The organism is Mesorhizobium sp. WSM4810, assembly GCF_055811235.1.
The window spans coordinates 26,036-52,698 of the sequence record NZ_JBVVQV010000012.1 but is presented as its reverse complement, the minus strand read 5'-3'; the positions used below and the strand labels follow the sequence as shown (position 1 = coordinate 52,698).

The 26,663-nt window shown below is 63.0% G+C and carries 19 protein-coding genes and 1 tRNA gene; 11 read left to right on the top strand and 9 right to left on the bottom strand.

The features are described from left to right. The first annotated feature begins 37 nt into the window (after window positions 1-37). Entirely contained in the window at window positions 38-1,768 is a 1,731-nt protein-coding gene (locus AC0L3O_RS18515) for an outer membrane beta-barrel protein (RefSeq protein ID WP_128247071.1), read from the top strand. 69 nt (window positions 1,769-1,837) lie between these two features. Here AC0L3O_RS18515 and galU read toward each other — a convergent pair whose 3' ends face one another. Next, a complete protein-coding gene (gene galU / locus AC0L3O_RS18510) occupies window positions 1,838-2,743 on the bottom strand; it encodes a UTP--glucose-1-phosphate uridylyltransferase GalU (RefSeq protein WP_023798070.1) in 906 nt (301 codons plus the stop codon). 212 nt (window positions 2,744-2,955) lie between these two features. Between galU and AC0L3O_RS18505 the strand changes: the two genes are divergently transcribed. Both AC0L3O_RS18505 and AC0L3O_RS18500 read left to right on the top strand, forming a co-directional pair. Then, window positions 2,956-4,179, top strand: a complete 1,224-nt coding sequence (locus tag AC0L3O_RS18505) for a lytic murein transglycosylase (protein WP_473535902.1) — start codon at window positions 2,956-2,958, stop codon at window positions 4,177-4,179. Window positions 4,180-4,306: 127 nt separating this feature from the next. Then, window positions 4,307-5,542 (top strand): SGNH/GDSL hydrolase family protein, encoded by a 1,236-nt coding sequence (locus AC0L3O_RS18500; protein WP_473616263.1) that lies wholly within the window; start codon window positions 4,307-4,309, stop codon window positions 5,540-5,542. A gap of 170 nt (window positions 5,543-5,712) precedes the next feature. On the opposite strand, the gene AC0L3O_RS18495 is transcribed toward AC0L3O_RS18500, so the two are convergent. Then, the gene (locus AC0L3O_RS18495; protein WP_473535900.1) at window positions 5,713-7,167 is read right to left on the bottom strand and encodes a glutamate synthase subunit beta; all 1,455 of its coding nucleotides are present in this window, start codon (window positions 7,165-7,167) and stop codon (window positions 5,713-5,715) included. Window positions 7,168-7,310: 143 nt separating this feature from the next. Continuing rightward, entirely contained in the window at window positions 7,311-12,059 is a 4,749-nt protein-coding gene (gltB, locus tag AC0L3O_RS18490) for a glutamate synthase large subunit (protein ID WP_473616261.1), read from the bottom strand. A gap of 573 nt (window positions 12,060-12,632) precedes the next feature. Between gltB and AC0L3O_RS18485 the strand changes: the two genes are divergently transcribed. Continuing rightward, the gene (locus tag AC0L3O_RS18485) at window positions 12,633-13,685 is read left to right on the top strand and encodes a threonine aldolase family protein (protein WP_473535898.1); all 1,053 of its coding nucleotides are present in this window, start codon (window positions 12,633-12,635) and stop codon (window positions 13,683-13,685) included. Between the two features lie 70 nt (window positions 13,686-13,755). Here the strand turns inward: AC0L3O_RS18485 and AC0L3O_RS18480 are convergent, their stop codons facing one another. Continuing rightward, window positions 13,756-14,220 carry an Hsp20 family protein gene (locus AC0L3O_RS18480; protein WP_473535897.1) on the bottom strand — a complete coding sequence of 155 codons (465 nt, stop codon included), beginning with the start codon at window positions 14,218-14,220 and terminating at the stop codon, window positions 13,756-13,758. 550 nt (window positions 14,221-14,770) lie between these two features. Between AC0L3O_RS18480 and AC0L3O_RS18475 the strand changes: the two genes are divergently transcribed. Next, complete coding sequence (locus tag AC0L3O_RS18475) at window positions 14,771-15,745, top strand: alpha/beta fold hydrolase (RefSeq protein ID WP_473535896.1); 975 nt, start codon at window positions 14,771-14,773, stop codon at window positions 15,743-15,745. A 116-nt stretch (window positions 15,746-15,861) separates the two neighbouring features. On the opposite strand, the gene AC0L3O_RS18470 is transcribed toward AC0L3O_RS18475, so the two are convergent. The 3 genes from AC0L3O_RS18470 to AC0L3O_RS18460 all read right to left on the bottom strand — a co-directional run bounded on the left by AC0L3O_RS18470 (window position 15,862) and on the right by AC0L3O_RS18460 (window position 18,708). Then, a complete protein-coding gene (locus AC0L3O_RS18470) occupies window positions 15,862-16,404 on the bottom strand; it encodes a DUF1579 family protein (RefSeq protein WP_128187916.1) in 543 nt (180 codons plus the stop codon). A 120-nt stretch (window positions 16,405-16,524) separates the two neighbouring features. Continuing rightward, window positions 16,525-17,298 (bottom strand): histidinol-phosphatase, encoded by a 774-nt coding sequence (gene hisN, locus AC0L3O_RS18465; RefSeq protein ID WP_473535895.1) that lies wholly within the window; start codon window positions 17,296-17,298, stop codon window positions 16,525-16,527. Window positions 17,299-17,766: 468 nt separating this feature from the next. Next, on the bottom strand, window positions 17,767-18,708 hold the full coding sequence (locus tag AC0L3O_RS18460) for an N-formylglutamate amidohydrolase (RefSeq protein ID WP_128173778.1): 942 nt from the start codon (window positions 18,706-18,708) through the stop codon (window positions 17,767-17,769). A gap of 160 nt (window positions 18,709-18,868) precedes the next feature. Here AC0L3O_RS18460 and cpdR point away from each other — a divergent pair, with 160 nt between their 5' ends. Further along, window positions 18,869-19,231, top strand: a complete 363-nt coding sequence (cpdR, locus tag AC0L3O_RS18455; RefSeq protein ID WP_006199474.1) for a cell cycle two-component system response regulator CpdR — start codon at window positions 18,869-18,871, stop codon at window positions 19,229-19,231. Between the two features lie 118 nt (window positions 19,232-19,349). Then, window positions 19,350-19,424: transfer RNA gene (locus AC0L3O_RS18450), tRNA-Val, on the top strand. 303 nt (window positions 19,425-19,727) lie between these two features. On the opposite strand, the gene fcl is transcribed toward AC0L3O_RS18450, so the two are convergent. Then, window positions 19,728-20,690, bottom strand: coding sequence for a GDP-L-fucose synthase (gene fcl, locus AC0L3O_RS18445; RefSeq protein ID WP_473535894.1), 963 nt, complete (start codon window positions 20,688-20,690; stop codon window positions 19,728-19,730). A 143-nt stretch (window positions 20,691-20,833) separates the two neighbouring features. After that, entirely contained in the window at window positions 20,834-21,979 is a 1,146-nt protein-coding gene (locus tag AC0L3O_RS18440) for a dihydrodipicolinate synthase family protein (protein WP_473535893.1), read from the bottom strand. 240 nt (window positions 21,980-22,219) lie between these two features. Here AC0L3O_RS18440 and AC0L3O_RS18435 point away from each other — a divergent pair, with 240 nt between their 5' ends. Genes AC0L3O_RS18435 through AC0L3O_RS18420 form a run of 4 tightly spaced genes read left to right on the top strand, consistent with a single transcriptional unit; the run spans window position 22,220 to window position 26,643 of the window. Further along, the gene (locus AC0L3O_RS18435; RefSeq protein ID WP_023798089.1) at window positions 22,220-23,263 is read left to right on the top strand and encodes a LacI family DNA-binding transcriptional regulator; all 1,044 of its coding nucleotides are present in this window, start codon (window positions 22,220-22,222) and stop codon (window positions 23,261-23,263) included. Further along, window positions 23,260-24,276, top strand: a complete 1,017-nt coding sequence (locus AC0L3O_RS18430) for a Gfo/Idh/MocA family protein (protein WP_473616260.1) — start codon at window positions 23,260-23,262, stop codon at window positions 24,274-24,276. The genes AC0L3O_RS18435 and AC0L3O_RS18430 overlap by 4 nt, the downstream gene beginning before the upstream one ends. Continuing rightward, window positions 24,273-25,874 (top strand): acyl CoA:acetate/3-ketoacid CoA transferase, encoded by a 1,602-nt coding sequence (locus AC0L3O_RS18425; protein ID WP_473616259.1) that lies wholly within the window; start codon window positions 24,273-24,275, stop codon window positions 25,872-25,874. The genes AC0L3O_RS18430 and AC0L3O_RS18425 overlap by 4 nt, the downstream gene beginning before the upstream one ends. Then, the gene (locus AC0L3O_RS18420) at window positions 25,867-26,643 is read left to right on the top strand and encodes an enoyl-CoA hydratase/isomerase family protein (protein ID WP_473535890.1); all 777 of its coding nucleotides are present in this window, start codon (window positions 25,867-25,869) and stop codon (window positions 26,641-26,643) included. Before AC0L3O_RS18425 ends, AC0L3O_RS18420 begins: the two co-directional genes overlap by 8 nt. Window positions 26,644-26,663 lie beyond the last annotated feature (20 nt).

Below are 26,663 nucleotides of genomic sequence, written 5' to 3'. Positions count from 1 at the left end.
AGTATGGCGCGCGTGCGCCGCGCAAGCAGTGGTAGCGATGTCCGGGGCCCCGCCTGAAAAGAAAAGAAGACGAAACGGCAAGGCGGTCTGCGCCTTGCTGCTGGCGACCAGCGTCTTCGCCTTGCTGCGGCCTGCGCAGCCCTATGCCCAGGTAACCGAGCTGCGCGGCGAGGTTTCGGAATCGGCGATTCTGGACGACCAGCAGCGCAAAACCAGGCAATTGAGCATCGCCCAGGATCAGACGGCGCAGGCCGGTGCAACCACCCAGAGCACTGCGCCGACGCCCGCCTATCAGCCGGCCAGCCCGGGCGCCGTGCAGGACGACGACGCGGCACCCGCGACCGGCAGCATTTTTGATCCGCCGGAAGCAACCGACGATCCGTTTGCGGACGCCCCCGTTCCCGTCCCGCCGCGCCGGCCATCGAGCGCAACCCAGGGCGCAGCCGATCAGGACGAAGCCGCCGAGACACAGGCCGCCACCGCGGCGACGGCCCCGACGGATGACGAGGACACCGCCGAGACGGACCCAATCAATTCCCGTGCCGTGACTATCGATTCCGCCGACAGGCAGCAACTCGATCCGGGCGCCGAGCGCGCCGAAGCCATCGAAGGCCGCGACAGGAGGGCCGAGGACGATCCGTTCGCCGCCACCGGTATCAAACTCGGCTCCTTCGTGATCAGGCCGACGCTCGAGCAAGGCCTGAAGGCCTCATCGAATGCCGATTCAAGTAGCGAAGGAAAGCCGGCCCTGCTGTCGGAAACGACGCTGCGCTTCAACGCGATCTCCGACTGGCGGGAGAATTCGGCTATCGTCGACGGCTACGGGACCTTTCTCAAGACCCTATCGGGCGACGAGGTTGAGGAGGCGCGCGGCCGTGTCGAAGGCACGCTCAATGTCGACTTCGACAACGATCTGCGCGCTATCGCCAAGCTCGGTTACGAGGCGGCGCCGGAATCGGCTTCCTCGCCGGTCGTCATCGAAGGCACCGCCGAGCAGCCGGTGCGCCAGACCATTGATGGCAGCCTGGCGGTCGAGAAGGATGCCGGCAAGATGCGCTTCGCCCTGACCGGCGCAGTCGAACACGACATCTACGGCGACGCCAGGCTTTCGACGGGCGGAACGCTGTCGCAGAAAGACCGCGATTCCACGCTCTATACCGCCACCTTGCGCACCGGCTATGAGATTTCGCCCGCCATCACCCCTTTCACCGAGGTCGAAATCGGCCGCCGGGTCTATGATTTGCGGGTCGACAGCAATGGTTTCGAACGATCCTCGACGCGGCTTGGGGTTCGGGCCGGCGCCGAGCTCGACCTCGGCGAGAAGCTTGCCGGCGAGTTCTCGGCCGGCTGGCTGCGCGAGGCGATCGACGATGACCGCCTGCCGGCAATTTCGGGTGCCACGGTGAACGCCGACCTCAGATGGTCGCCGCAACGCGGCACCACGATCGGCCTCACCGGGCAGACGATCGTCGAGGGCACGACAACCGCCGACGAAAGCGGCACCATCCTTTACTCCGGCCTCCTCACCGCCGAACGGGAAATCCGTGCCAACCTGATCGGCAACGCAGCTCTCGGCGTAGACTGGCGCGACTACATCGGGTCGGACGGCCAGGATCTGACGCTGAGCGCCGAGGCCGGACTGACATGGTGGCTGAACCGATATGCCGGACTGACCACCCGCGCCAGAACTGAAAAACAGACCAGCAACATCGAGGGCCGCGACTACACCGCCCACAGCATCTTTGTCGGGGTGACGCTGCAGCCGTAAACCAAGCCGCCGCGCACCCTCGGTTCAGGCCCGAGGGCATGCTTTTGCGCGCATGCATTAGCCCGGGGGTTAGAACGCCGCGCCCCGCTGCTCTGACGGTTTCATCTCGTCGAGAAGCTTGCTGATAACGCCCGCCATGCGTCCGTTCATGTCGCTGCGCCACAGCGCGAAGGCGACGTTGGCCTCGACAAAGCCTTCCGGCGATCCGCAATCGAAGGTGCGCCCTCGGTAGTGGCAGCCATAGAAGGGCTGCTGCTTCTCCAGCTTCAGCATCGCATCGGTGAGTTGTATCTCGTTGCCGGCGCCCTTCTCCTGGCCTTCGAGTATCCCAAATATCTCCGGCTGCAGGATGTAGCGCCCGTTGATGTATAGGTTGGAGGGTGCCGTGCCGGTCTTCGGCTTTTCCACCATGCCGGTAATGCGGAAACCGTGATGCGTATCCTCGCCTCGGCCGACGATGCCGTATTTATGGGCCTCGGCGGGGTCGCATTCCTGAACCGCGACGATGTTGTTGCCGGTCTCGGCATAAAGCTCGACCATCTCCTTCATGCAGCTTTTTTCGGACTGCATGATCATATCGGGCAAAAGCAGCGCGAAGGGCTCGTCGCCGACCAGCTCGCGGGCACACCAGACGGCATGGCCAAGGCCAAGCGGCACCTGCTGGCGGGTGAAGCTGGTCTGCCCTGGCGAAGGTTGCAGCCGCTGCAGGCGGGCGAGCTCGTCGTCCTTGCCGCGTTGGGCAAGCGTGTCATAGAGTTCGAACTGAACGTCGAAATGGTCCTCGATGACCGCCTTGTTGCGTCCGGTCACGAAGATGAAATGCTCGATGCCGGCTTCGCGTGCCTCGTCGACCACATACTGGATGACAGGCCTGTCGACGACGGTCAGCATTTCCTTGGGTATGGCCTTGGTGGCCGGGAGGAAACGCGTGCCGAGGCCAGCGACCGGGAAAACTGCCTTGCGAACTCTCTTCATGCTGTCAAATATCCGCTTCTAAGGCTGTTCGGCAATCCCGCTTCAAGACATTTTCGTGCCGGAATCTGGGATTATGGAACGGCTGGTCAGAAAAAATCTGTAGTCCGTAAAGCACCAACCCGCCTTTTCGTTCCCAACGGCACCTATGGTAAACTAAATGCTAACCGGGTTAGGCGATGAATGATCTTCCTGTGATGAAGAAGGAGGAAAAGATGTCCGTTCGCGACGCCGCAAAGCGCTTCACCAGCATCGTTGCGGCCGCCAGCCTTTCGCTTGCCTTGCTGATGCCCACCGGATCGGTTTTTGCCGACACCGGTTTCCGGCAATGGGTGGCGAGCTTCCGCGCCACCGCGGTGCGGAGCGGCGTTTCCGGCGCCGTTTACGACCGCGCATTCGAGGGCATCAGCGATGCCGACCCGGTCGTGCTGGAAAAAGCGCGTTATCAACCCGAATTCACCGCGCCCGCCTGGGACTATTTCGACAACCGCGTCCATGACCAGTCGGTCGCTGTTGGCAAGCAGATGGCCAGGAAGTGGAAGCCGTGGCTGGACAGGATCGAGGCAAGATACGGCGTCGACCGTCACATCCTGCTGGCGATCTGGTCGATGGAATCGAACTACGGCGAAATCCTCAAGCGCGACGATGTCATGCGCAATGTCGTGCGTTCACTGGCAACGCTTGGCTATGCTGATTCGAGACGATCGAAGTTTGCCCGCACACAGTTGATCGCGGCGCTGAAAATCCTGCAAAGGGGCGACATCGATAAAAGCCACCTCAGTGGCTCATGGGCCGGCGCCATGGGCCATACCCAGTTCATTCCCACCAGCTACCAGGCCTATGCGGTCGACATGGACGGCGACGGCAAGCGCGACATCTGGAATTCGATTCCCGATGCATTGGCAACGGCCGCCAATCTGCTCAGGAAGAACGGCTGGCAGGCCGGCAAGACCTGGGGCTATGAAGTCAGCCTTCCCGACGGAAAGAAGTTCCCGGCCGGATCGAAGTCGTTGTCGCAATGGCAAGCGCTGGGTGTCACGCGTGCCAACGGCAAGCCGTTCAAGAGTGGGGAGAAGGCCACGCTGAAGGTGCCAGGCGGCCGTGGCGGCCCGGCTTTCCTGATGGTCAAGAATTTTTCGGTCATCAAGCGTTACAACAATGCCGACAAATATGCGGTTGCCGTTGGCCTTCTTGCCGACGAAATCGCCGGTTATGGCGGGCTTGTGCAGGACTGGAAGCGGCCTTTCACGAAGCTCTCCTTCGAGGAGAGGCAGGAGCTTCAGCAACGGCTTTCCCAGTACGGCTACTATGACGGCAAGTTCGACGGCAAGATCGGCGAGGGATCGAAAGCCGCCATCATGGCCTTCCAGGCGAAGGCTGGCTTGACCCAGGACGGACATCCGAGCATGGAAGTGCTCAAATGGCTCAGGCAGAACTAGTCTCGCATAGGGCAGACCTGGAGCATCGGACCCAAACCGGTTTTGAGGAAATCCGATGCTCAACTTAAGGTAGAGCGGCGGCACGGTTGTATCAGAGTCCGGCGCTCTTTAGGGATGGAGACGGTAATTGGTTTCGGCTGCGCGTATCCGTGTGATCCTTCGTCGCGTGCCGATCCTGATTCTGGCTATTGCCGTCCTGGCCGTCGGCGCTGCCGCCGTCTTTCACACGCCGGCCGTGGCGCAGGAAGAACAAAGGCGTGGCTGGTCGCTGCGCGACCTGTTGTTTCTGCGCCGAAGCGAGCGGGTGGAGCCGCCGCGACTGATTGAGCCGCGACGGATTCAGAGGATCGGGCCACGCAAGCCAAAAGTCAGAAAGTCGCGTGCCGCGCCGCGCCGGCCGGCTGAGCCGGCAGCCCCCATTGTCCAGAAGGCGCCGGATGCCCGCACCGTTCTGGTGGTCGGCGATTTCATGGCGACCGGCCTCGCCGAGGGTCTCGACACCGCCTTTGCCGAAAACAACAAGGTCAGGATCGTCGGCCGCAGCAATGGTTCGTCCGGTTTTGTGCGTGACGATTTCTACAACTGGCCCGAACAGATCAAGTCGCTGATCGAGACCGAAAAGCCCGCGGCCGTGATCGTCATGCTGGGTTCCAACGATCGGCAGCAGATGCGCGTGAACGGTGAACGCGAACAGCCACGGACCGAAGCGTGGACCGAGGAATACGAACGCCGTACCGATGCGTTCGGCAAGGCCATTGCATCGGCCAAGGTGCCGTATCTGTGGGTCGGCATGCCGGCCTTCAAGGCGCCGAAGATGACCTCCGACATGCTGGCTTTCAACGACATCTACCGCTCGACGGCCGAGAGCCACGGCGGCGAATTCGTCGACATCTGGGACGGTTTCGTCGACGAGGAAGGCGCCTTTGTCACCAGCGGGCCTGACATCAACGGCCAGCCGGTGCGCCTGCGCACCGACGACGGCATCCGTGTGTCGAAAGCCGGCAAACGCAAGCTCGCCTTCTATGCCGAAAAACCCTTGCTGAAGATCCTTGGAATGACCTCGCCTCCGGGCACACTGGCAGCTTATGCGCCAGCCGGCGCTCCGGTCGGGGCGCCGGCGCCGACACCCATGGCCGTCGATCGCACCGTGCCGATGCTGCTCAGCGATCCGGCACTCGACGGCGGTACGGAACTTCTCGGCGCCGCAGCGCCGGCAAAGGCGGACGGGCTTGGCGAAAAACTCTTCGTCGAGGGCAAGGTATCAGCTGCTTCGCCCGGCCGCGCCGACGATTTTTCCTGGCCGCCAAGGAAGCGGCCTGCGGCGGCGGCCGTGCCCGAAACGACCACGGCGATCACTCCCTAACGCGCGTCGCTGTGACCGGCCCCATGCGACGCGCTTCAGGTTGTTTTTTAAGCATGTCGTTATCGCAAACCGCTGCACACTTTTGCGCGACATGCATTAAACCTGCTCCGGGCACCGGAAGCGCAGAAAACGCCCTCAGATGGCCGCGGGAGTAGCGTTTCCGAACGGTCTCAGCGCGGCAGCACGCTCGATCCCATCAGCGCCTCGTCGATCGAACGCGCTGCCTGACGGCCCTCGCGGATCGCCCAGACGACCAGCGATTGACCGCGGCGCACATCGCCCGCCGCATAGAGCTTTTCGACGCTGGTCTTGTAGTCGCGATCATTGGCCTCGACGTTGTTCGAGCGGCGGCTGTCGATGGCGATCTTCATCTGGCCAGCCAGTTCCGACACCGGCCCGACGGCGGCCGGCCCGGCAAAGCCGATAGCGATGAAGGCGAGATCCGCACGGATGACGAATTCCGTGCCGGCGATCGGCTTGCGCTTTTCATCGACCTCGCAGCATTTGACGCCGGTCAACGCGCCGTCCTCGCCGATGAATTCGAGCGTCGCCACCTGGAACTCGCGCTCGGCGCCTTCCGCCTGCGAGGACGAGGTGCGCATCTTCGTCGCCCAGTAGGGCCAGACCGAAAGCTTGTCCTCCTTTTCCGGCGGCTGCGGCCGGATGTCGAGCTGGGTGACACGCACGGCGCCCTGGCGGAAGGCAGTGCCGACGCAGTCGGACGCGGTGTCGCCGCCGCCGACGACGACGACATGCTGGCCGCCGGCGACGATCGGCGGCGAGGGCCACGCCACCGACTGGATCGGCTCGCCGCCGATGCGCTTGTTCTGCTGCACCAGGTAAGGCATCGCGTCATGCACGCCGTCGAGATCGTCGCCGGGAATGTTGGCCGGGCGCGGCGTTTCCGAACCGCCGCAATAGAGCACCGCATCATATTCTGCGAGCAGCTCCGCCACCGGCTTGTCGACGCCGACATTGATCCCGCAATGAAAACTCACGCCCTCGCCTTGCATCTGCTCGATGCGCCGGTCGATATAGTGCTTCTCGATTTTGAAGTCGGGGATGCCGTAGCGCATCAGCCCGCCCGGCCGGCTCTCGCGCTCGTAGACGTGAACGTCGTGGCCGGCGCGGCCAAGCTGCTGGGCGGCCGCCATGCCGGCCGGCCCCGAGCCAATGATTGCGACGCGCCTGCCGGTCTTCCTTTCCGGCGGATAGGGCCGGATATGACCGGTTTCATAGGCCTTGTCGGCGATCGCCTGCTCGATCGTCTTGATGGCGACCGGAATGTCCTCGAGGTTCAGCGTGCAGGCTTCCTCGCAAGGTGCCGGACAGATGCGGCCGGTGAATTCCGGGAAGTTATTGGTCGAATGCAGGTTGCGGATCGCATTGGCCCAGTCGCCATTGTAGACGAGATCGTTCCAGTCCGGGATCTGGTTGTGGACCGGGCAGCCGGTCGGCCCGTGACAGTACGGAATGCCGCAATCCATGCAGCGCGCGGCCTGTTTCTCGACCTCCTTGTCCGACATCGGCAGCGTGAACTCGCGAAAATGCCGGATGCGGTCGGAAGCCGGCTGGTACTTGTGCACCTGCCGGTCGATCTCGAGAAACCCTGTTACCTTGCCCATAGTCCAGTCCCTGCTGTCCAGATGGCGCGCTCGACGACGCACCCGTTAACCTCATAAGGCAGCCATGGCAACCTTCAGTCCGAGGCCAGGATTGTTGATGAAGGCGCCGCCCGGGAAGCTTTGCTTCCCGGCAATCCCAATACCTATTCCGCCGCAACGCCCATGCGCATGCGTTCCATTTCGATCAGCGCGCGGCGGTATTCGACCGGCATGATCTTCCGGAATTTCGGCCGGAAAGTCGCCCAGTTGTCGAGGATCTCGCGGCCGCGCACCGAACCCGTGTAATGGACGTGGTTCGAGATCAGCTGATAGAGCCGCTCCTCATCATGGCTGGTCATGTCGCCGGACACGTCGACGCGGCCTTTGTGGTCGAGATCGCCGCCATGATGGAGCAGTTTCTCCATCAGGTCGTCTTCTTCGGGAACGGGTTCCAGTTCGACCATCGCCATGTTGCAGCGCTCGGCGAAATCACCCACCTCGTCGAGCACATAGGCGACGCCGCCCGACATGCCGGCGGCAAAGTTGCGGCCGGTCTGCCCGATGACGACGACAATGCCGCCGGTCATGTACTCGCAGCCATGGTCGCCAACGCCTTCGACGACGGCGGCGACGCCCGAATTGCGAACCGCAAAACGCTCGCCGGCGACGCCGCAGAAATAGGCCTCGCCCTCGGTCGCGCCGTAGAGCACCGTGTTGCCGACGATGATCGACTCCGCGGCGACGATCTTCGTGTTCTCCGGCGGGCGGATGACGATGCGGCCGCCCGACAGGCCCTTGCCGACGTAGTCATTGGCCGCACCGACCAGCTCGAACGAAACCCCACGCGCCAGGAAGGCGCCGAAGGACTGGCCGGCGGTGCCGGTGAGCTTCACCGAGATCGTGTCCTCGCGCAGGCCCTTGTGCTTGAAGCGCTTTGCCACTTCGCCCGACAGCATGGCGCCGGTCGAACGGTCGACATTGCGGATCGGCAGCTCGATGCTGACCGGCTGCCTGGCGTCCAGCGCCGGCTTGGCCAACTCGATCAGCTTGCGGTCGAGCACGTCGTCGATCGGATGCTTCTGCCGCTCGGTCCAGTGCACCGCCTCATGCGGCGCATCCGGCTTGAAGAACATCTTGCTGAAATCGAGCCCGCGTGCCTTCCAGTGCTGGATCAGCCCCCGCTTTTCCAAGAGGTCGGTGTCGCCGATGATCTGGTCGAGGTGGGTGTAGCCCATCTCGGCGAGCAGCGCCCGGACCTCTTCCGCCACATAAAAGAAGAAGTTGATGACATGTTCCGGCGTGCCCTTGAAGCGCTTGCGCAACACCGGATCCTGCGTCGCGACGCCGACCGGGCAGGTGTTGAGATGGCACTTGCGCATCATGATGCAGCCGGCCGCGATCAGCGGCGCGGTCGAGAAGCCGAATTCGTCGGCGCCAAGCAGCGCGCCGATGACGACGTCGCGGCCGGTGCGCAGGCCGCCATCGACCTGCAGCGCGACGCGCGACCTGAGGCCGTTGAGCACCAGCGTCTGGTGCGTCTCGGCAAGGCCCATCTCCCACGGGCTGCCGGCGTGCTTGAGCGAGGTCAGCGGCGATGCGCCGGTGCCGCCGTCATAGCCGGAAATGGTGATGTGGTCGGCGCGCGCCTTGGCGACGCCGGCCGCAACCGTGCCGACACCGACTTCCGAGACCAGCTTGACCGAGACATCAGCCGCCGGGTTGACGTTCTTGAGGTCGTAGATGAGCTGCGCCAGATCCTCGATCGAGTAGATGTCGTGATGCGGCGGCGGCGAGATCAGGCCGACGCCGGGCGTCGAATGCCTGACCTTGGCAATGGTGGCATCGACCTTGTGACCGGGCAGCTGACCGCCCTCGCCGGGCTTCGCGCCTTGCGCGACCTTGATCTGCATCACATCGGAGTTCACCAGATACTCCGCCGTCACGCCGAAACGCCCGGAAGCGACCTGCTTGATCGCCGAACGCTCGGGGTTCTTGCCGCCGTCCGGCAGCGGCAGGTAACGGTCGGCCTCTTCGCCGCCCTCGCCGGTGTTCGACTTGCCGCCGATCGTGTTCATGGCGCGCGCCAGCGTGGTGTGCGCTTCCCTGGAGATCGAGCCGAAGGACATCGCCCCGGTCGAGAACCGCTTGACGATATCGGCAGCCGACATGACCTCGTCGAGCGCGACCTTCTTGCGTCCGGTTTCTTCGGCCAGCCTGATCTTGAACAGGCCGCGAATGCTCTGCGCCCGCGCCGTCTCGCTGTCGATCTGAGCGGAATAGTCCTTGAACGTCTGCCACGATCCCTGGCGCACGGCGTGCTGCAGGGTGGCCACCGCATCGGGCGACCAGATATGCGCTTCGCCGCGCATGCGGAACATGTATTCGCCGCCGACCTCGAGGCTGTTGCGCAGCACCGGGTCGTTGCCGAAGCCGTCGGCGTGGCGGCTGACCGTTTCGGCCGCGATCTCTTCCAGCCCGACGCCTTCGATCAGCGTCGCGGTGCCGGTAAAATATTTTTGCACGAAATCGGTCTTCAGCCCGATGGCGTCGAAGATCTGCGCGCCGCAATAGGACTGGTAGGTCGAGATGCCCATCTTCGACATCACCTTGAGAATGCCCTTGCCGATCGACTTGATGTAGCGGGAGACGACCTCATTGGCGTCGACTTCGGCCGGCAGCTCGCCGCGCTTATGCATGTCGAGCAGCGTGTCGAAGGCGAGATAGGGATTGATCGCCTCGGCGCCATAGCCCGCAAGGCAGCAGAAATGATGCACCTCGCGCGGTTCGCCGGACTCGACCACCAGCCCCACCGACGTGCGCAATCCCTTGCGGATCAAATGATGGTGGACCGCCGCCGTCGCCAGCAATGCCGGGATGGCGATGCGGTCCGGCCCGAGCTGACGGTCGGACAGGATGATGATGTTATAGCCGCCGGCGACCGCCGCCTCGGCGCGCTCGCACAGCCGGTCGATGGCGCCCTGCATGCCGGCCGCGCCTTCGTTCGAAGCATAGGTGATGTCGATCGTCTTGGTGTCGAAACGGTCCTCGGTGTGACCGATGGAGCGGATCTTCTCAAGATCGCCATTGGTCAGGATCGGCTGGCGCACTTCGAGCCGCTTGCGACGCGAATTGCCGACGAGGTCGAAGATGTTCGGCCTCGGCCCGATGAACGACACCAGGCTCATCACCAGTTCCTCGCGGATCGGGTCGATAGGCGGGTTGGTGACCTGGGCGAAGTTCTGCTTGAAATAGGTGTAGAGCAGCTTCGATCTGTCCGACATCGCCGAAATCGGCGTGTCGGTGCCCATCGAGCCGACCGCTTCCTGGCCGGTGGTCGCCATCGGCGACATCAGCAGCTTGGTGTCTTCCTGGGTAAAGCCGAACGCCTGCTGACGATCGAGCAGGCTGACGTCCCTGCGCAGCGCCCGCGGCTCGACCGGCTTCAGGTCTTCGAGGATGAGCTGGGTGTTGGCGAGCCAGCTCTTGTAGGGATGCCTGGTCGCGATCTCCGACTTGATCTCCTCGTCGGAAACGATGCGGCCCTTCTCCAGGTCGATCAGCAGCATGCGGCCGGGCTGCAGCCGCCACTTCTTGACGATCCTTTCCTCCGTCACCGGCAGCACGCCGGCTTCCGAGGCCATGATGACGCGATCGTCGTCGGTGACGATATAGCGCGCCGGGCGCAGCCCGTTGCGGTCGAGCGTGGCGCCGATCTGGCGGCCGTCGGTGAAGGCCACCGCCGCCGGCCCGTCCCACGGCTCCATCAGGGCGGCGTGGTATTCATAAAAGGCCTTGCGATCTTGATCCATCAGCTTGTTGCCGGCCCAGGCCTCAGGGATCAGCATCATCATTGCGTGAGCGAGCGAGTAGCCGCCCTGCGTCAGGAATTCGAGCGCATTGTCGAAACAGGCGGTGTCCGACTGCCCCTCATAGGAGATCGGCCACAGCTTGGAGATGTCGTTGCCGAACAGTTCGGAATCGACCGAGGCCTGCCGCGCCGCCATCCAGTTGACGTTGCCGCGCAGCGTGTTGATCTCGCCATTGTGGGCGACCATGCGATAGGGATGCGCCAGCTTCCACGACGGGAAGGTGTTGGTCGAGAAACGCTGGTGGACGAGGATCAGCGCCGTCTCGAAACGCGGATCGGTCAGATCCTTGTAATAGGCGCCGACCTGATAGGCCAGGAACATGCCCTTGTAGACGATGGTCCGCGATGACATCGACACGACGTAGAAGCCATTGTCGACGCCCTTGGTCTCTTCGTGGATACGACCGGAAATGACCTTGCGCAGGATGTAGAGCCGCCGTTCGTAATCGTCGTCGCTCTCGATCTCGGCGCCACGACCCAAAAACACCTGCCGCTGGACCGGTTCGGAAGCAGCGATATCAGGCGCCTTGGACAGCGATGAATTGTCGACCGGCACGTCGCGAAAGCCGAGCAGCGGCTGGCCTTCGAGCTGCGCAACTTCGGCGATGATGCCTTCGATATGCGCCTGAAGCTCAGGATCGCGCGGCATGAACACATGGCCGACGGCGTAATGGCCGAGCTTGGGCAGTTCGACGCCCTGGCTGGCCATCTCCTCGCGGAAGAAGCGGTCGGGAAGCTGCACCAGCACGCCGGCGCCGTCGCCCATCAGCGGGTCGGCGCCGACGGCGCCGCGATGCGTCAGATTTTCGAGCACCGCAAGGCCGTCCATGACGATCTGATGCGACTTCACGCCCTTCATATTGACGATGAAGCCGACGCCGCAGGCATCGTGCTCGTTGCGCGGATCGTAAAGGCCGTGGGCGGCGAACCCGGTATGGGTCCGCCCGAACTTAGACAGGCCAGTGGCGATGGACGGATTTTTGACGGCTGGCGCTTTCGTCTGCGCGGCCGGGCCGTTTGTCGCAGATGGCGTCACTTCCGTCATCGTCCTGTCCTCCATGCCAGCCCTTCGGGCGCTGGTTTGCGTTGGGAAGCACATGAGCTTCCCTCTCATCCTTGCGGCACGTCTTGCGAAATCCTTGCAGAACCAGGCGGCCTGGTTCGCATCCGGCAATCGTACAGGCCAGAGCCGGGCTGTCTACCTGTCGCTCGCGGCAATGGCCGGAGAGGCCCAATGATACGCCAATCCAGCCTGTTTTGTGCGACAAAATAAGACAGCACTACTGTCCTAAATTTTTATGACAGAAATTGCGGATGCGCACAAGACCGATTCACAACAATCATGGGCATCCAGAGATAGAAAATTACGCGCCACCCCGTCAAAACGCAACCTTCAGTCGTCCGCCTTAATGCATGTCGCGCAAAAGTGTGCAGCGGTTTTACGATAACGACATGCATGAAAACAAAAACCTAAAGCGCGTGGCATGAGGCCGGCCGAACGCGACGCGCTTTAGGTCCGGCCTCTCGCTGGCTTTACCGCTTTTCCGGCGCTTGGCACTTGCGAGCGGCATGCGAAAGCGGCCAAGGTCGCCTTGATTTTCCCAGCACAGGCAAACGCATGAATTTCGCTTCCGACAATTGGGCAGGCGCCCATCCCAGCATCGCCGCGGGCCTGTCGGCCCATGCCGGCGGCTTTTCCACCGCCTATGGCGACGGCGCCCTCGACGAGGCCGCATACCAGCGCTTCAACGAAATCTTCGAGCGCGAGGTCGCGGTGTTTTTCGTGGCCACCGGCACCGCCGCCAATTCCCTGTCGCTGACCGCCTACAACAAATCGGGCGGCATTTCCTTCTGCCATCGAGAGTCGCATGTCATCGAGGATGAATGCGGCGCCCCGGAATACTTTACCGGCGGCTCACGGCTCCATGCCGTCGACGGTGCGCTGGGCAAGATCGATCCGAACGACCTGGACAGGGCGGTCGGCCGGTTCGCGCCTGAAATCGTCCATTCCGGGCGCCCGATGGCGGTGTCGATCACCCAGTCGACCGAGGTCGGCACCATCTACACACTAAACGAAATTGCCAGGATTTCGGCGATCGCCAAGCATCACAAACTGCCGCTGCACATGGATGGTGCCCGCTTCGCCAATGCGCTGGTCGCGCTCGAGACAACACCGGCGCAGATGACCTGGAAGGGCGGCGTCGACATCCTCTCTTTCGGCGCCACCAAGAACGGCTGCTGGTGCGCCGAGGCTATCGTGCTGTTCGACCTCGACCGCGCCAGGGAACTGGCCTTCCTGCGCAAGCGCGCGGCGCAATTGTTCTCGAAATCGCGCTTCATCGCAGCGCAGTTCGAAGCCTATTTCAAGGACCACCTGTGGCTCGACACGGCCCGGCATGCCAACGCCATGGCAGCACGCCTCGCAGCACTGATCGAGGATTCCGCGTCGGCGCGTCTGGCCTGGCTGCCGCAAGCCAACGAAGTGTTCGCGGTGATGAAAAAGGCCAAGGCTGAACGGGTGCATTTGGCCGGTGCCGCCTTCTACGACTGGCACAAGCCGCACGACTTTGATGGCCATATCGGCGAGGACGAAGCGCTCTATCGTTTCGTCACCAGCTTTGCGACCACGGCCGAAGAGGTCGACCGCTTTGGCGAGCTAATTGCTGGATAGCGGCACCTATCCATCAAAAGGGCGGCGCCAGGCGCCGCCCTCGTCTGTTAGGTCGTCTTTGTGACGCAGCTTACGCGGTGGTCTTGGCCTCGATCTGCTTGGCCTTCGCCGAAGACGCGGTGATCGCGATCTTGCGCGGCTTCAGCTCCTCGGGAATATTGCGCTTGAGGTCGATGAAGAGCAGGCCGTTCTTCAGCGAGGCGCCGACGACATCAACATGGTCGGCAAGCTGGAAGCGGCGCTCAAAGGCCCGGCTGGCGATACCGCGATAGAGCAGTTCGGAGCCTTCGCCATTGCCTTCCTTGCGCTCACCCTTGACAGTCAGAACGTTGCGGTGAGCCTCGATCGAGAGCTCATCGTCCGAGAAGCCGGCGACCGCCATCGAGATGCGATAGGAATCCTCACCGGTGCGCTCGATGTTGTAGGGCGGATAGGTCTGTGCACCTTCCGGCTGCGCAAGCGAATCGAGCATGGTGAACAGCCGGTCGAAACCGACGGTCGAACGATAAAGCGGTGAAAAATCAACGTGACGCATGGTGTGTTCTCCTGTCGAGCAACAAGGTTTGCGTATGGCCGGTACGAAACCCGTGACGGCGTTCCGGATGGGCCAGCGGCCCCGACATTGGCGGCCGCAGCAGCCATTTGGGGAGCACGAGAAGGCATTTCAAGATTCTGCCGCCTCGATGAACGGCAGATGAACCGCGGCTTCGGCGAACGTTCAGCTAAGTCGCGCTAATCTGCTTCCAGGATCAAGGAACAGGCGGCGGTTACAGCGTCGCGCGTCCTCTCGGACACGCAAAAGGAAGCTGTAACACTTTGATTGCGCATGATTCACAGCGAGATCGGCTGCGGTTTTCGCGGTTATGCGCGAGATGCCGCAACGAGGCCGACCGGGTGTAACGTCCCTTCCTCCCGGATCGACGGGGGGCCGGAAGCACGCCGCAAGCTGCTTTCGGCCTCACTCGCCGGCTGCCTCGTTCCAGCCTTTCCAACGCGTCCGGAATTCCTTTGCTTTTGCTGCATGGGCGACTATGCCTACCAAAGCTTGCGCCATGCAGGCAGCGACACATAAAACGCAGCGCCGAATGACGGACCTCCTCGCCAAAATTCCCCTCTTCCGCGAAATTCCGGGCAATCCGCCACCGGAAAATGCGGCCGCTGGTTTCTTCACCACGCGCGACGGCAAGAAGATCCGTTATGGGCTCTTTGCCGCCGTTGCCCGCCCGATGAAGGGCACCGTGGTCCTCTTGACCGGCCGCAACGAGTGCATCGAAAAGTATTTCGAGACCATCCGCAACCTCGCCGACCGCGGTTTTGGCGTCGCCACCTTGGACTGGCGCGGTCAGGGCGGTTCCGACCGGCTGATCAGCGATCGCGAGCGTGGCTATGTCCGCAGTTTCTTCGACTACACCGGCGACCTGGAACAGTTCTTCGAGGAGATCGTGCTGCCCGACTGCCGGGGGCCGTATTACATATTGGCCCATTCGGCCGGGGCGGTGATCACGCTGCTTGCCGGGCCGTCGATGGTGAACCGCGTACGGCGCATGGTGCTGATCGCGCCCTTCCTGGCGGTACCCGACCTGCCGGTCTCGACAACCACCGTTCGCCGCCTCTGCTCGCTGTTCTGTCTGCTGGGTCTTGGCAAGCTTTATGCCGCCTGGGGTCCGCGGCCCAGAAAAACCATACCCTTTGCCGTCAACAAGGTGACATCGGATCCCGAGCGGTATCGGCGCAACACGCTGCTCTACGAAACCTACCCGCAGCTGGCGCTCGGCGGCCCGACGATCCGCTGGCTGAAAGCGGCGGCGCAGGCCTCCGAGGTCATCAGCGATCCCGACTTCATGGCCAGGATCCGGGTTCCCTTGCTGGTGGTCGCCGCCGGCGCCGACCAGGTCGTCTCGACGAAAGCGGTGGAAACCTACACCAGACGCCTGCGTCTCGGTTCGCTGCTGGTGATCGATGGTGCGCGCCATGAAATATTGCAGGAGACCGACTTCTATCGCGAGCAGTTCTTTGCCGCCTTCGATGCCTTCATTCCGGGAAGCGACGACAACGCCTGATTGAGTGCCGCGCTCCCTCCGGACGCCAAAAGACCGCTCCAAACCATTGAAAATCCATGATTTGGCTTGAAAGAATGACTTGGCTTGAAAAAATGTCTGCCAGGTCGATCGTCGGCCTACACTTGCCGGGCGAAATCCATGATCCAATTGGTCTCCCAGGTCTTGCCGCCATCCGGTGAAAAAGCCTGCTCCCAGCGCGCCGATTTTTCAGTAATCCGCGACCACAGGAAGCGAACCTGGATATCGCGTCCGTCGAAGACGTCTTCACATAGGAACGTGCCGACACCTGCTTCGAAGGCGCCGCGCATCGGAATATCGATGGTCGCCGGGCTGCGGCCGTCGATCCACCAGATCGACCATTGTCTCGTCGCCGGATCGAAGGTCCGCAGCGTGGCGGCGCGATAGGCGCCGCCGGGCAATTCAATCACATTGTCATCGACATTGCCGAGCCCGCCAAGGATCGGGCGCACCTCGCATGTCCCGCCAAACACGTCCCAGTTCGTGTCGCCTTGCAGGCGCTCCTGCAACCTTCGATGACTGACGTTCCAGCGTCCGAAGAAGAAATCGAAATCGGCCCGCCCATCTGATGGAGCATTTTCTGCCGGCGCATTTTCTACTGGAGCATCTTCGGAACGGCTGGTTGTTGACTGCGTCGGCATGAGACTCCCTCCCGTGGCATTGTCTCCATAGCCGAGAGCTGCTGACACCCTGCCGTCAGGAGCATTGGGTTATCGTCGCCGTGGGCACCTCAGTGCGTAATGGCCAGCTGCCCAGCCGGTTCAGCCACGCAACGCCGCCATCGCGGCGGCATGAAGCTCCGGCGTTGCCGCAGCCAGGATGTCGCCGCCCCTTTCCGCCGGTCCGCCTTCGAAGGTGGTGACGACGCCGCCGGCCTTCTCGATGATCGGGATCAGCGCGACGATATCGTAGGGTTTCAAATCGGGGTCGGCGACGATGTCGACGCTTCCCGCCGCGACCATGGCGAAGGCATAGCAGTCGGTACCGTAGCGGGCGAGCTGGACCTGCCGCTCGAACAGGTCGTAGCGCAGGCGCGCATCTCCCTTGAACAGTGCTGGCGTGGTGGTGAACAGCGTCGCCTCGGCGAGGCTTGTCGTCTTGCGTGTGGTCAGCCTTCGCGGTCCGCCCGGGCCTTCATAATGGGCGCCGGACGCGTTGGCGTAGAAGAGCTCGCCGGTGAAGGGCTGCGACATCATGCCGGCAACGGCATCGCCGTCGACCGTCAGCCCGACCAAGGTTCCCCACACCGGCAGGCCGGAAATGAAGGCACGGGTGCCGTCGATCGGATCGATCACCCAGACATGCCTGCTGGACATGTTCTCGCTGCCATGCTCCTCGCCGAGGATGCCGTGATCGGGATATTCCGCTGAAATAAGCGCCCGGATGACCCGCTCGGCCTCGCGGTCGGCCTCGGTGACCGGGTCGAAGCTGCCTTGCTCCTTGTTGGCGACTGCGCCCTGGGTGCGGAAGCGCGGCAAGGTTTCGGCTGCGGCGGCATCCGCAATGCGCCGCATGAAATCGATGCTGATGTCCAACTGATTCTCCCGCGTAATGCATGTCGCGCAAAAGTGTGCAGCGGTTTTGCGATAACGACATGCATAAAACAACAACCTAAAGCGCGTCGTCCGGTCAAACGCGAGGCGCTTTAGCGTGCTGGAACCATCGTCTGCCTGTGGATTTCCGCCAAAACAAGGGCGTGCGGGACTTTTGCGCATCGACGACTGTTGCTCGAATGCAACGCTGGCGCCCTCGAAACGCAGTTTCCACATCATAGTGAATTAAAAACGCCGCACGGCGGCTTGACATTTGTGCATCGCACAATAGATTTGTTCTCGGACAGGTTCTCCTGTCCATGCCCTCCTTGGGCGTTTCCTCCCTAGACTTCGACCGTGTCGTGCAAACGATGCGGTCTTTTTTTCGGCGCGGCACTCAGCCGATTGCGCGTCCCGACCCGCACCCCGATGCCTTTATCCGGCGCCAGATCTCGTTTCGTTTTTCGGCAATCATTCGGCGGCAAGCGGCAGGTCGATAAAATTGTGGTCGGGCATCGCCATCAGGTCGGCCGAGAATTGCGCCAGATCGTCGGCGAGCGCATCGAAGCCGGCGGATTTCTGGAACGTCCGCTCGTTCATGTAAAGCCCGCGATTGACCTCGATCTGCAGTGCATGGAGGTGGCGCACGGGGCGGCCATAGTGCTCGGTGATGAAGCCTCCGGCATAAGGCTTGTTATGGGCGACGGTATAGCCCATGCCGATCAGCAGGCCGATCGCCGTCTCGGTCAACGCTGCCGCGGCGGAGATGCCGAAACGGTCGCCGACGATGAAGTCGGGCCTGACACCGCTGTCGCCGACCCTGATGCTCGCCGGCATCGAGTGGCAATCGATCAGCACGGCAAAGCCGAACCGCGCATGGGTCCTGGTCAAAAGCCGTTTTAGCGTCTCGTGATAAGGCTTGTAGACAGCCTCGATGCGCCCGACGGCTTCCGCCAACGGCAAGCGGCCGGCATAGATTTCGAGCCCCTCTCCTACCAGCTTGGGCACGGTGCCAAGCCCGCCGGCGACGCGCGCCGAGCGGATATTGCAGAACGACGGCACGGGTTCGGCGAACATGCGCGGATCGAGTTCCCACGGCTCCCGGTTGACGTCGAGATAGGCGCGCGGGAAGTTTGCCGCCAGCATCGGCGCGCCGAGCGCGACGGCGCCGCCGAACAATTCGTCGACATAGCAATCTTCGGAGCGGCGGATGGCGTTTCGGTCCAGCCTTGCCATCGCCAGGAACCGGTCCGGATAGTGACGGCCGCTATGCGGTGAGTTGAAGAGGAAGGGGACGCGCTGTTCGGCGCCCGACCGGATTTCGAAGGGGGGAACGACCGAAAAATCCTCGGCTGCCGTTTTCAATTTGAACGAACCCGGAAACACCAATGCATCATGATTGGAAAGTGCCACCTCGCCGGCCGCATGTCCAGCGTTTCGGCGTGCGGACCACTTTGTTAAAGCCGGATCGGGCCTTTATCGTTCACTTGATGTTTACCCTCACCTCCTCATATACAGGATGGTTAACGGGCTGCCCACGGCAGTCCCGGGCGGGTGATTCGGACGGGATAAGATGGCACGCATTCTGCTGGCGGAAGACGACGACGACATGCGCCGGTTCCTCGTCAAGGCGCTGGAGCGTGCCGGCTACCAGGTCAGCGATTTCGACAATGGCGCCAGCGCCTATGAGCGGCTGCGCGAAGAGCCGTTCTCGCTGCTCTTGACCGATATCGTTATGCCGGAGATGGATGGCATAGAACTCGCCCGCCGCGCCACCGAGATCGATCCCGACCTCAAGGTCATGTTCATCACCGGCTTCGCCGCCGTTGCGCTCAATCCGGATTCCAAGGCGCCGAAAGACGCCAAGGTGCTGTCGAAGCCGTTCCATCTGCGCGACCTCGTCAACGAGGTCGAAAAGATGCTGCAGGCAGCCTGACACGCTTTCCGCCGCCGGCTTCCGGCGCGCCTTCGACGGTGCGGCAAGGCGAACCGTTCTTTCCCTTTTCCTGCTATTGACGCGCCGTGGCAAAAATGGTGTATGCGCGGCTTCGGATGGGCGTGTAGCTCAGCGGGAGAGCACTGCATTGACATTGCAGGGGTCACAGGTTCAATCCCTGTCACGCCCACCATCCAGACAATCCGCCGTCTCTCGTACCCGCAGATTTACGGGTGCGTCCAGGCTGGACCGCGTGAATGCCGTATTTTTGAGAATGCCAAGCTGGCCCCAGCCAAGCTTCTCAATTCAAGTCGGCTGAGAATATCTTTTCGGCTACATCGACGATATGAAATCTGGTGTCCGTTGGAGGCATCGCTCTTCCAGGTGCATCCGAAACGGCATCCAACATGTCGGCGAGCGGCTTTGCATTGGACACGGCCAACAGACGGCCGCCCAAGCCGTCATGTCTGGTGGCAGCAATCAGCGTCGATTGAGATCAAGCCGCGCCGAGGCGGAGATCGCCCGTCTCGATATGCTGGAGAAACCAGGCATAGGTCTGCTCCAAGCCACTCTGAAGCGAGTACCGCGGGCGCCAGCCCGTGGCAAACAGGCGCGACACGTCCATCAGCTTGCGCGGCGTGCCGTCCGGCTTCGTCGCATCGAATGTGAGCACCGCCTCGGCGCCGACGACGGAGAGCATGGTGCGGGCCAGTTCGGCAATGGTGATGTCTTCGCCCGAGCCGACATTGACGTGGCTGTCGCCGGCATAGTTTTTCAGCAGCCAGACCAGAGCGTCGGCGGCGTCGTCGACATGCAGGAACTCGCGCATCGGCGCGCCCGATCCCCAGACCTCCAGGGTTTTGTCGCCGGCGCGCTTGGCCTTGTGTGCCTTGCGCATCAGGGCTGGTACGACATGGCTGGTGGAGAGGTCGAAATTGTCGCCGGGGCCATAGAGGTTGGTCGGCATCGCCGAGATGTACTCGACACCGTATTGGCGCCGATAGGCCTGGCACAGTTTCAGCCCGGCGATCTTGGCGATCGCATACCATTCGTTGGTCGGTTCGAGCGGACCGGTCAGCAAGGCATCCTCGGAGATCGGCTGCGCCGCAAACTTCGGATAGATGCAGGACGAACCGAGAAACAGCAATTTCTGCACTTCGTTGCGGAAGGCGCTCTCGATGACATTGGTCTGCATGATGAGATTGTCCTGCAGAAAATCGACCGGCAACCTGTTGTTTGCCAGGATACCGCCGACCTTGGCCGCCGCCATCACCACCGCGTCCGGCCTGTGGCCAGCCATCCAGCGCCGCACGCCGGCCTGGTCCATCAGGTCGAGTTCATCGCGGGATGCGGTCAGGACCTCGCAGTCCTCGTCCGCCAGCCTGCGCAATATGGCCGAGCCGACCATGCCACGATGCCCGGCCACGAAAACGCGCTTGCCCCTTAGGTCGAAATCCATTGGCGTATTCCTATGCAGAACGGCCGCTTTGACCATCTGGCGTCGGCGCGCCGGATGAACCTGCTTCGGACGCATAGCGCATACAGATTTGCCGAGACAAGCCAAATCGGAGATTCGGGCGAGCTCTTCTTGTGGTATGGCGGTCAGACACCCGCCACGGCGCACAGGCTCTTCATTCTGGCGACGGCAAGCTCCGGGTCGGCCAGCAATCCGGCCTGGTCGGCGAGGCGGAACACATCGGCATAGTGGCAAATGCCGCGTGCCGACTGCATGCCGCCGACCATCGAAAAATGGTCCTGGTGGCCGTTCAGCCACGCCAGCAAGACGATACCGGCCTTGTAGTACTCGGTTGGCGCCTCGAAGATTTTCCGCGACAGCGATACCGTCGGCGCCATCAGCGCGTCATAGCCGGCGCGATCGTCGTCGGCCAGCCTCGCCAGCGCGGCATTGGCGACCGGCGCGATAGCGTCGAAAATCCCGAGCAGCGCATGCGAGTGTCTTTCGCCATCGCCGGCGATCAGCTCGGGATAGTTGAAATCGTCGCCGGTGAACATGACCACCCCTTCCGGCAGCCGGTTGCGCAGGGCAACCTCTTTGCCGGCATCGAGCAGCGATATCTTGATCCCCTCGACCTTGCCGGCGTGGCGTTCGATGATGGCGACGACCGTGTCGAGCGCGGTGTCGAAATCATGGCTGCCCCAATAATTCTTCAGCGCCGGATCGAACATGTCGCCCAGCCAGTGCAGGATGACCTTGCCGGAGGCTTGGCGAAGGATGCGGTCATAGACGCTGGCATAGTCTTCGGGACCCTTTGCGACAGCCGCCAGCGCCCGGCTGGCCATCATGATCGCCTTGCCGCCCAGGCCATCGATGAAACCGAACTGCTCCTCATAGGCCGCGATGACATCGTCGAGCGTCCGGGCGGCGCCTGGCGCCAGATGGTCTGTCCCGGCGCCTGAGGCGAGATCGGCGCCCTCGATGGTGCGCGCCTCGGCGATCGAGCGGCGGATCAATTCCCTGGCGTTTGTCCAGTCGAAACCCATGCCGCGCTGCGCGGTATCCATCGCCTCGGCGATGCGGAAGCCGAGCCGCCACAGATGATGGCGGAACGCCATCGTGCGCTCCCAGTCGACCGCAGGATGAGACCACGGATCGGTCATCGCGAGGGGATCGGCAACGACATGAGCGGCGGCATAGGCGATGCGCGAAAACCGCGCGCCGATCACCGGCTGTGCCGGCTGGCCGACAAGGCGGTAGCGACCGCCCTCCCCGGGCAAGGCAATGTCCATCGATCTCTCCCTTCGTCGCGCTATTAAATGGAACGTTCCAACAAATCAAGGACCTTTTGTCGATTCTCGATCCATACCCCAGAATGCTGCATCGCAGCGAAGAAGGCAGTCTAAGAGCGGCATTTAAGCGCCGACTGCCGGATTTTTCGAATTCTGGAAAATTCTGATTGACTCAAATCCAGCCCAGAATTAGAACGTTCCAATAAAATTCGGCCGGAAAACACCGGAGGACGTATCTGAATGGCCAGCAGGCCCAAGGCGACGATACTCGACATTGCCCGTGAGGCGGGCGTGTCCAAGTCGACGGTGTCGCTGGTGCTGCAGGGCAGCGGGCTGATCCGACCTGAGACTGCGCTGAAGGTTCGCAAGGCGATCGAGGATGTCGGCTATGTCTACAACCGCGGCGCCGCCAATCTGCGCAAGGCCCATTCCAACGTCATCGGCATGGTCATCAACGACCTTACCAACCCGTTCTTCGCCGAAATGGCGGTCGGCATGGAGCGTGTGTTCCAGTCGGCGGGCATCGTGCCGTTCATCGCCAACACGGCGGAAAACCCGGTGCGCCAGGAAGAGGTGCTGAAATCGCTGATGGAGCAAGGTGTCGCCGGGCTGATCGTGTCGCCGGCGCGCGGCACGACTCCCGGTGCGTTCCGCCGCATCGAGATGGCGGGCCTTCCGATCGTCTTCACCATGCGCCGCCTTCCTGAAAGCCGCATCCCGGTGATCGCGCCCGACAATCACCGCGGCGCCTGGCTCGCCACCGCCCATCTGATCGGCAAAGGGCATCGCCGGCTGGCGTTCTTCGGCGGCTCATCGGATCTGGTAGTCTATCACGAGCGGCTGGGCGGTTTTCGCGAGGCCTGCGAGGGGCTCGGCATCGCCAAGCGCGATACACTGGTCGTCGAAGGCGAAACCAGCCGCAAGGGCGGCATTGCCTGCCTGGAGACGGCCCTCGCCATGGCCGAGCCGCCGACCGCGGCGCTGTGCTTCAACGATGCGGTTGCCTTCGGCGTCATGCTGGCGCTGCGCAAGCGCGGCCTCGAGCCCGGCGCGGATTTCGCCGTTGTCGGCTTCGACGACGTGATCGAAGCCCAGCACTACATGCCGGCGCTGACCAGTGTCGCGGTGGATTCGGCGGGCCTCGGCGAGCGCGCCGCCCATGTCATGCTGAAGATGATCCAGTCGCGCACCACGCGCGCCGAGGATCATATCGGCGCCGTCAACCTCGTCGTCAGGGACAGTTGCGGTCCTGATCGCCGTGCCGGAATGGGAGACGCGGCATGACCGTCAGATGGGGACTGATCGGCGCAAGCACGATCGCCAGGCAATTCGTGATCAACGCCATCCGCGGGCAACCGAACAGCGAGATCACGGCGGTGATGAGTTCCAGCCCGGAGCGCGCCGCTGCCTATGCCAAGGAGAACGGCATTGCGCTCGCCGTCTCGACGCTCGATGCATTGCTCGGCTCCGACATCGACGCGGTCTACATCTCGACCACCAACGAACTGCATCTCGAACAGGCACTGGCCGCCATCACCGCGGGAAAACATGTGTTGTGCGAAAAGCCGCTGGCGCTGACCAGCGCCGATGCGCGCAAAATGGTCGCCGCCGCCAAGGCGGCCGGTCTCGTGCTCGGCACCAACCATCATCTGCGCAATGCCGGCTCGCACCGGGCGATGCGCGAAGCCATTGCCGCCGGCCGCATCGGCAAGCCGATTGCCGCGCGCGTCTTCCACTCGGTCTATCTGCCCGAAAATCTGCAGGGCTGGCGCATCACCAGGCCGGAAGCCGGTGGCGGCGTGGTGCTCGATATCACCGTGCACGATGCCGACACGCTGCGCTTCGTGCTCGGCGACGATCCGCTCGAGGTTTCGGCGTTCACCCAGGCCGCAGGCATGGCCAGCGGCGGGCTGGAGGACGGCGCCATGTGCATCTGGCGCTTCAGATCGGGCGTCATCGCCCAGTCGCATGAGGGCTTCACCACCAAATTCGCCGGCACCGGCTTCGAGGTGCATGGCAGCGAAGGCTCCCTGATCGCGAAAGATGTGATGACGCAGAAGCCGATCGGCTCCGTGCTGCTGCGCACGGCAAAGGGCGAGGAGGAATTGAGCTTCGACCGCGAAGATCTCTATGTCCGTTCCCTGCGCCAGTTCCATGCGGCGATCGGTGGCGAAGGCCAGCCGTCGGCCACCGGCGAGGACGGCGTCTGGTCTCTGACATCAGCCGAGGCGGCGTTGCAATCAGCGAAGTCCGGCAGATCGGTCGCGATCGATCCGAATCTCGGGGGCGCAGCGTGAGCAAACTCGTCTCCGCAGCGCAAGCCGCCAGCCTGATCGGCGACGGCATGGTCGTTTCGGTGTCGTCGTCGAGCGGCCTCGGCTGCCCGGATGCGGTGCTTGCCGCGATCGGCGAGCGCTTCGACGCGCAAGGCCATCCGAAGGACATCACAACGCTGCACCCGATCGCCGCCGGCGACATGTACGGCATCAGGGGTATCGACCACCTGGCCAAGCCCGGCCTGCTGAAGCGCACGCTGTGCGGCTCCTATCCGTCCGGCCCTTCATCCTCTGAACCGCCGCAGATCTGGAAGATGATCGGTGACAATTCCGTCGCCGCCTACAACGTGCCCTCAGGCATATTATTCGACATGCACCGCGAGGCCGCTGCCAAGCGCCCCGGCGTGCTGACCAAGGTCGGCCTCGACACCTTCGCCGACCCGCGTCATCAGGGCTGCGCCATGAATGCGGCGGCCAGCGAGCCGATCGTTTCGGTGCAGCAGTTCGACGGCGAGGAATGGCTCTATTTCCGCTCGATCGTGCCTGATGTCTCCATCATCCGCGCCACCACCGCCGACGAGCGCGGCAACCTCACCTATGAGCACGAGGGCGCCTATCTCGGCGGGCTGGAGCAGGCGCTCGCCGCCCGCAACAATGGCGGTATCGTCATCGCGCAGGTCAAGCGCGTCGTCGAGAACGGCACGCTGAAGCCGCATGACGTGCGCGTGCCCGGTGTGCTGGTCGACCATATCGTGGCGGCGCCCGACCAGTTGCAGACGACGCTGACACCCTACGACCCGGCCATCTCCGGCGAGATCTTCCGCCCGCTGTCGACTTTCCGCAACGCCGAGATGAGCGTCCAGAAGGTCATCGCGCGACGCGTCGCCATGGAGCTTGCCGACGGCATGGCCGTCAACATTGGCTTCGGCATCTCGGCCAACGTGCCGCGCATCCTTATCGAGGAGGGCCAGCACGGCAAGGTCACCTGGGTGATCGAACAGGGCGCGGTCGGCGGCGTGCCGCTGCTCGATTTCAAGTTCGGCTGCTCGTCGAACGCCGACGCGTTTATGCCTTCGCCACACCAGTTCATCTACTTCCAGGGCGGCGGTTTCGACGCGTCGCTGTTGTCCTTCCTGCAGATCGACCGCCACGGCTCGGTCAACGTGTCGAAGCTTTCGGCGCGGCCGCATGTCACCGCCGGCGCCGGCGGTTTTGTCGACATCACCGCGCGGGCCAAGAAGATCGTCTTTTCCGGTTTCTTCAATGCCGGCGCCAAACTGTCGCTCGCCGATGGCGGCATCCGTATCGACGGGGAAGGCAAGGTCAAGAAATTGGTCGGCGAGGTCGAGCACATCTCCTTCTCCGGCAAGCGCGCTGTCGCGCAAGGACAGGACATCACCTATGTCACCGAGCGCTGCGTCATGAAGCTGACGCCGGATGGGCTGATGGTGACTGAGTTGGCACCGGGCATCGACCTCGAGCGCGACGTGCTGGCGCAGGCCGAGATCCCGCTCGCCGTCGCCAACGACCTGAAGGTCACGCCGGACGCGCTCTACCGTGACCGGCCGATTGGACTGTCGCTCAATGGCGGCGCCTCGCTTGGAGGCGCGCATGGCTGAGCGTCTCGTCAGCTTTGAAACAGACGGTGCCATCGGCATCGTCACGATGCGCCGACCGGAGAAATTCAACGCGCTCGACATCGCGATGCTGCGCGCGCTGGAAGCCGCACTCGATACGGCCGAGGCCGCGGACGGCGTTCGCGTCGTGCTGCTGTGCGGCGAAGGCAAGGGTTTTTGCGCCGGCGGCGACGTCGAAGCCTGGTCGCAAATGAGCGCCGCCGATTTCCAGGTGCAATGGGTTCGCTACGGCCACCGCGTCTTCGACCGGCTGGCGCGGCTGCGGCAGCCGACGATCGCCGTGCTGTCCGGCCATGCACTGGGTGGCGGGCTGGAACTGGCGGTCGCCTGCGACTTCCGCGTCGCCGAGGCGCAGGTGAAATTAGGTTTTCCGGAAACCTCGATCGGCGTGGTGCCCGGCTGGTCCGGCACGCAGCGCGCGGTGCGCCGCTTCGGCGCCCAGACGGTGCGGCGCATGGCGCTTGGCGGAGAACTGTTCGTGGCTGCCGAAGCACTCGTTCTGGGCATCGTCGACCGGGTGGTCGAAACGGGCAACGCATTCACCGAGGCCAGGGCCTGGGCCGGCAAGATCGCCGAGCGCGGCCCGCTGGCAACCGAAGCCGCCAAGCTGATGATCGCGATCGCCGAAGGCGAGGACAGTGCCGCCGCAACCGAGGCGCTGGCCAGCGGCTTCATCGCGCTGACCGGCGATCTCAAGGCCGGTGTCGACGCTTTCAAGACCAAGCAGAAACCAGCGTTTTCAAGATCATGAGAATGCAAACGGAAGCTCAC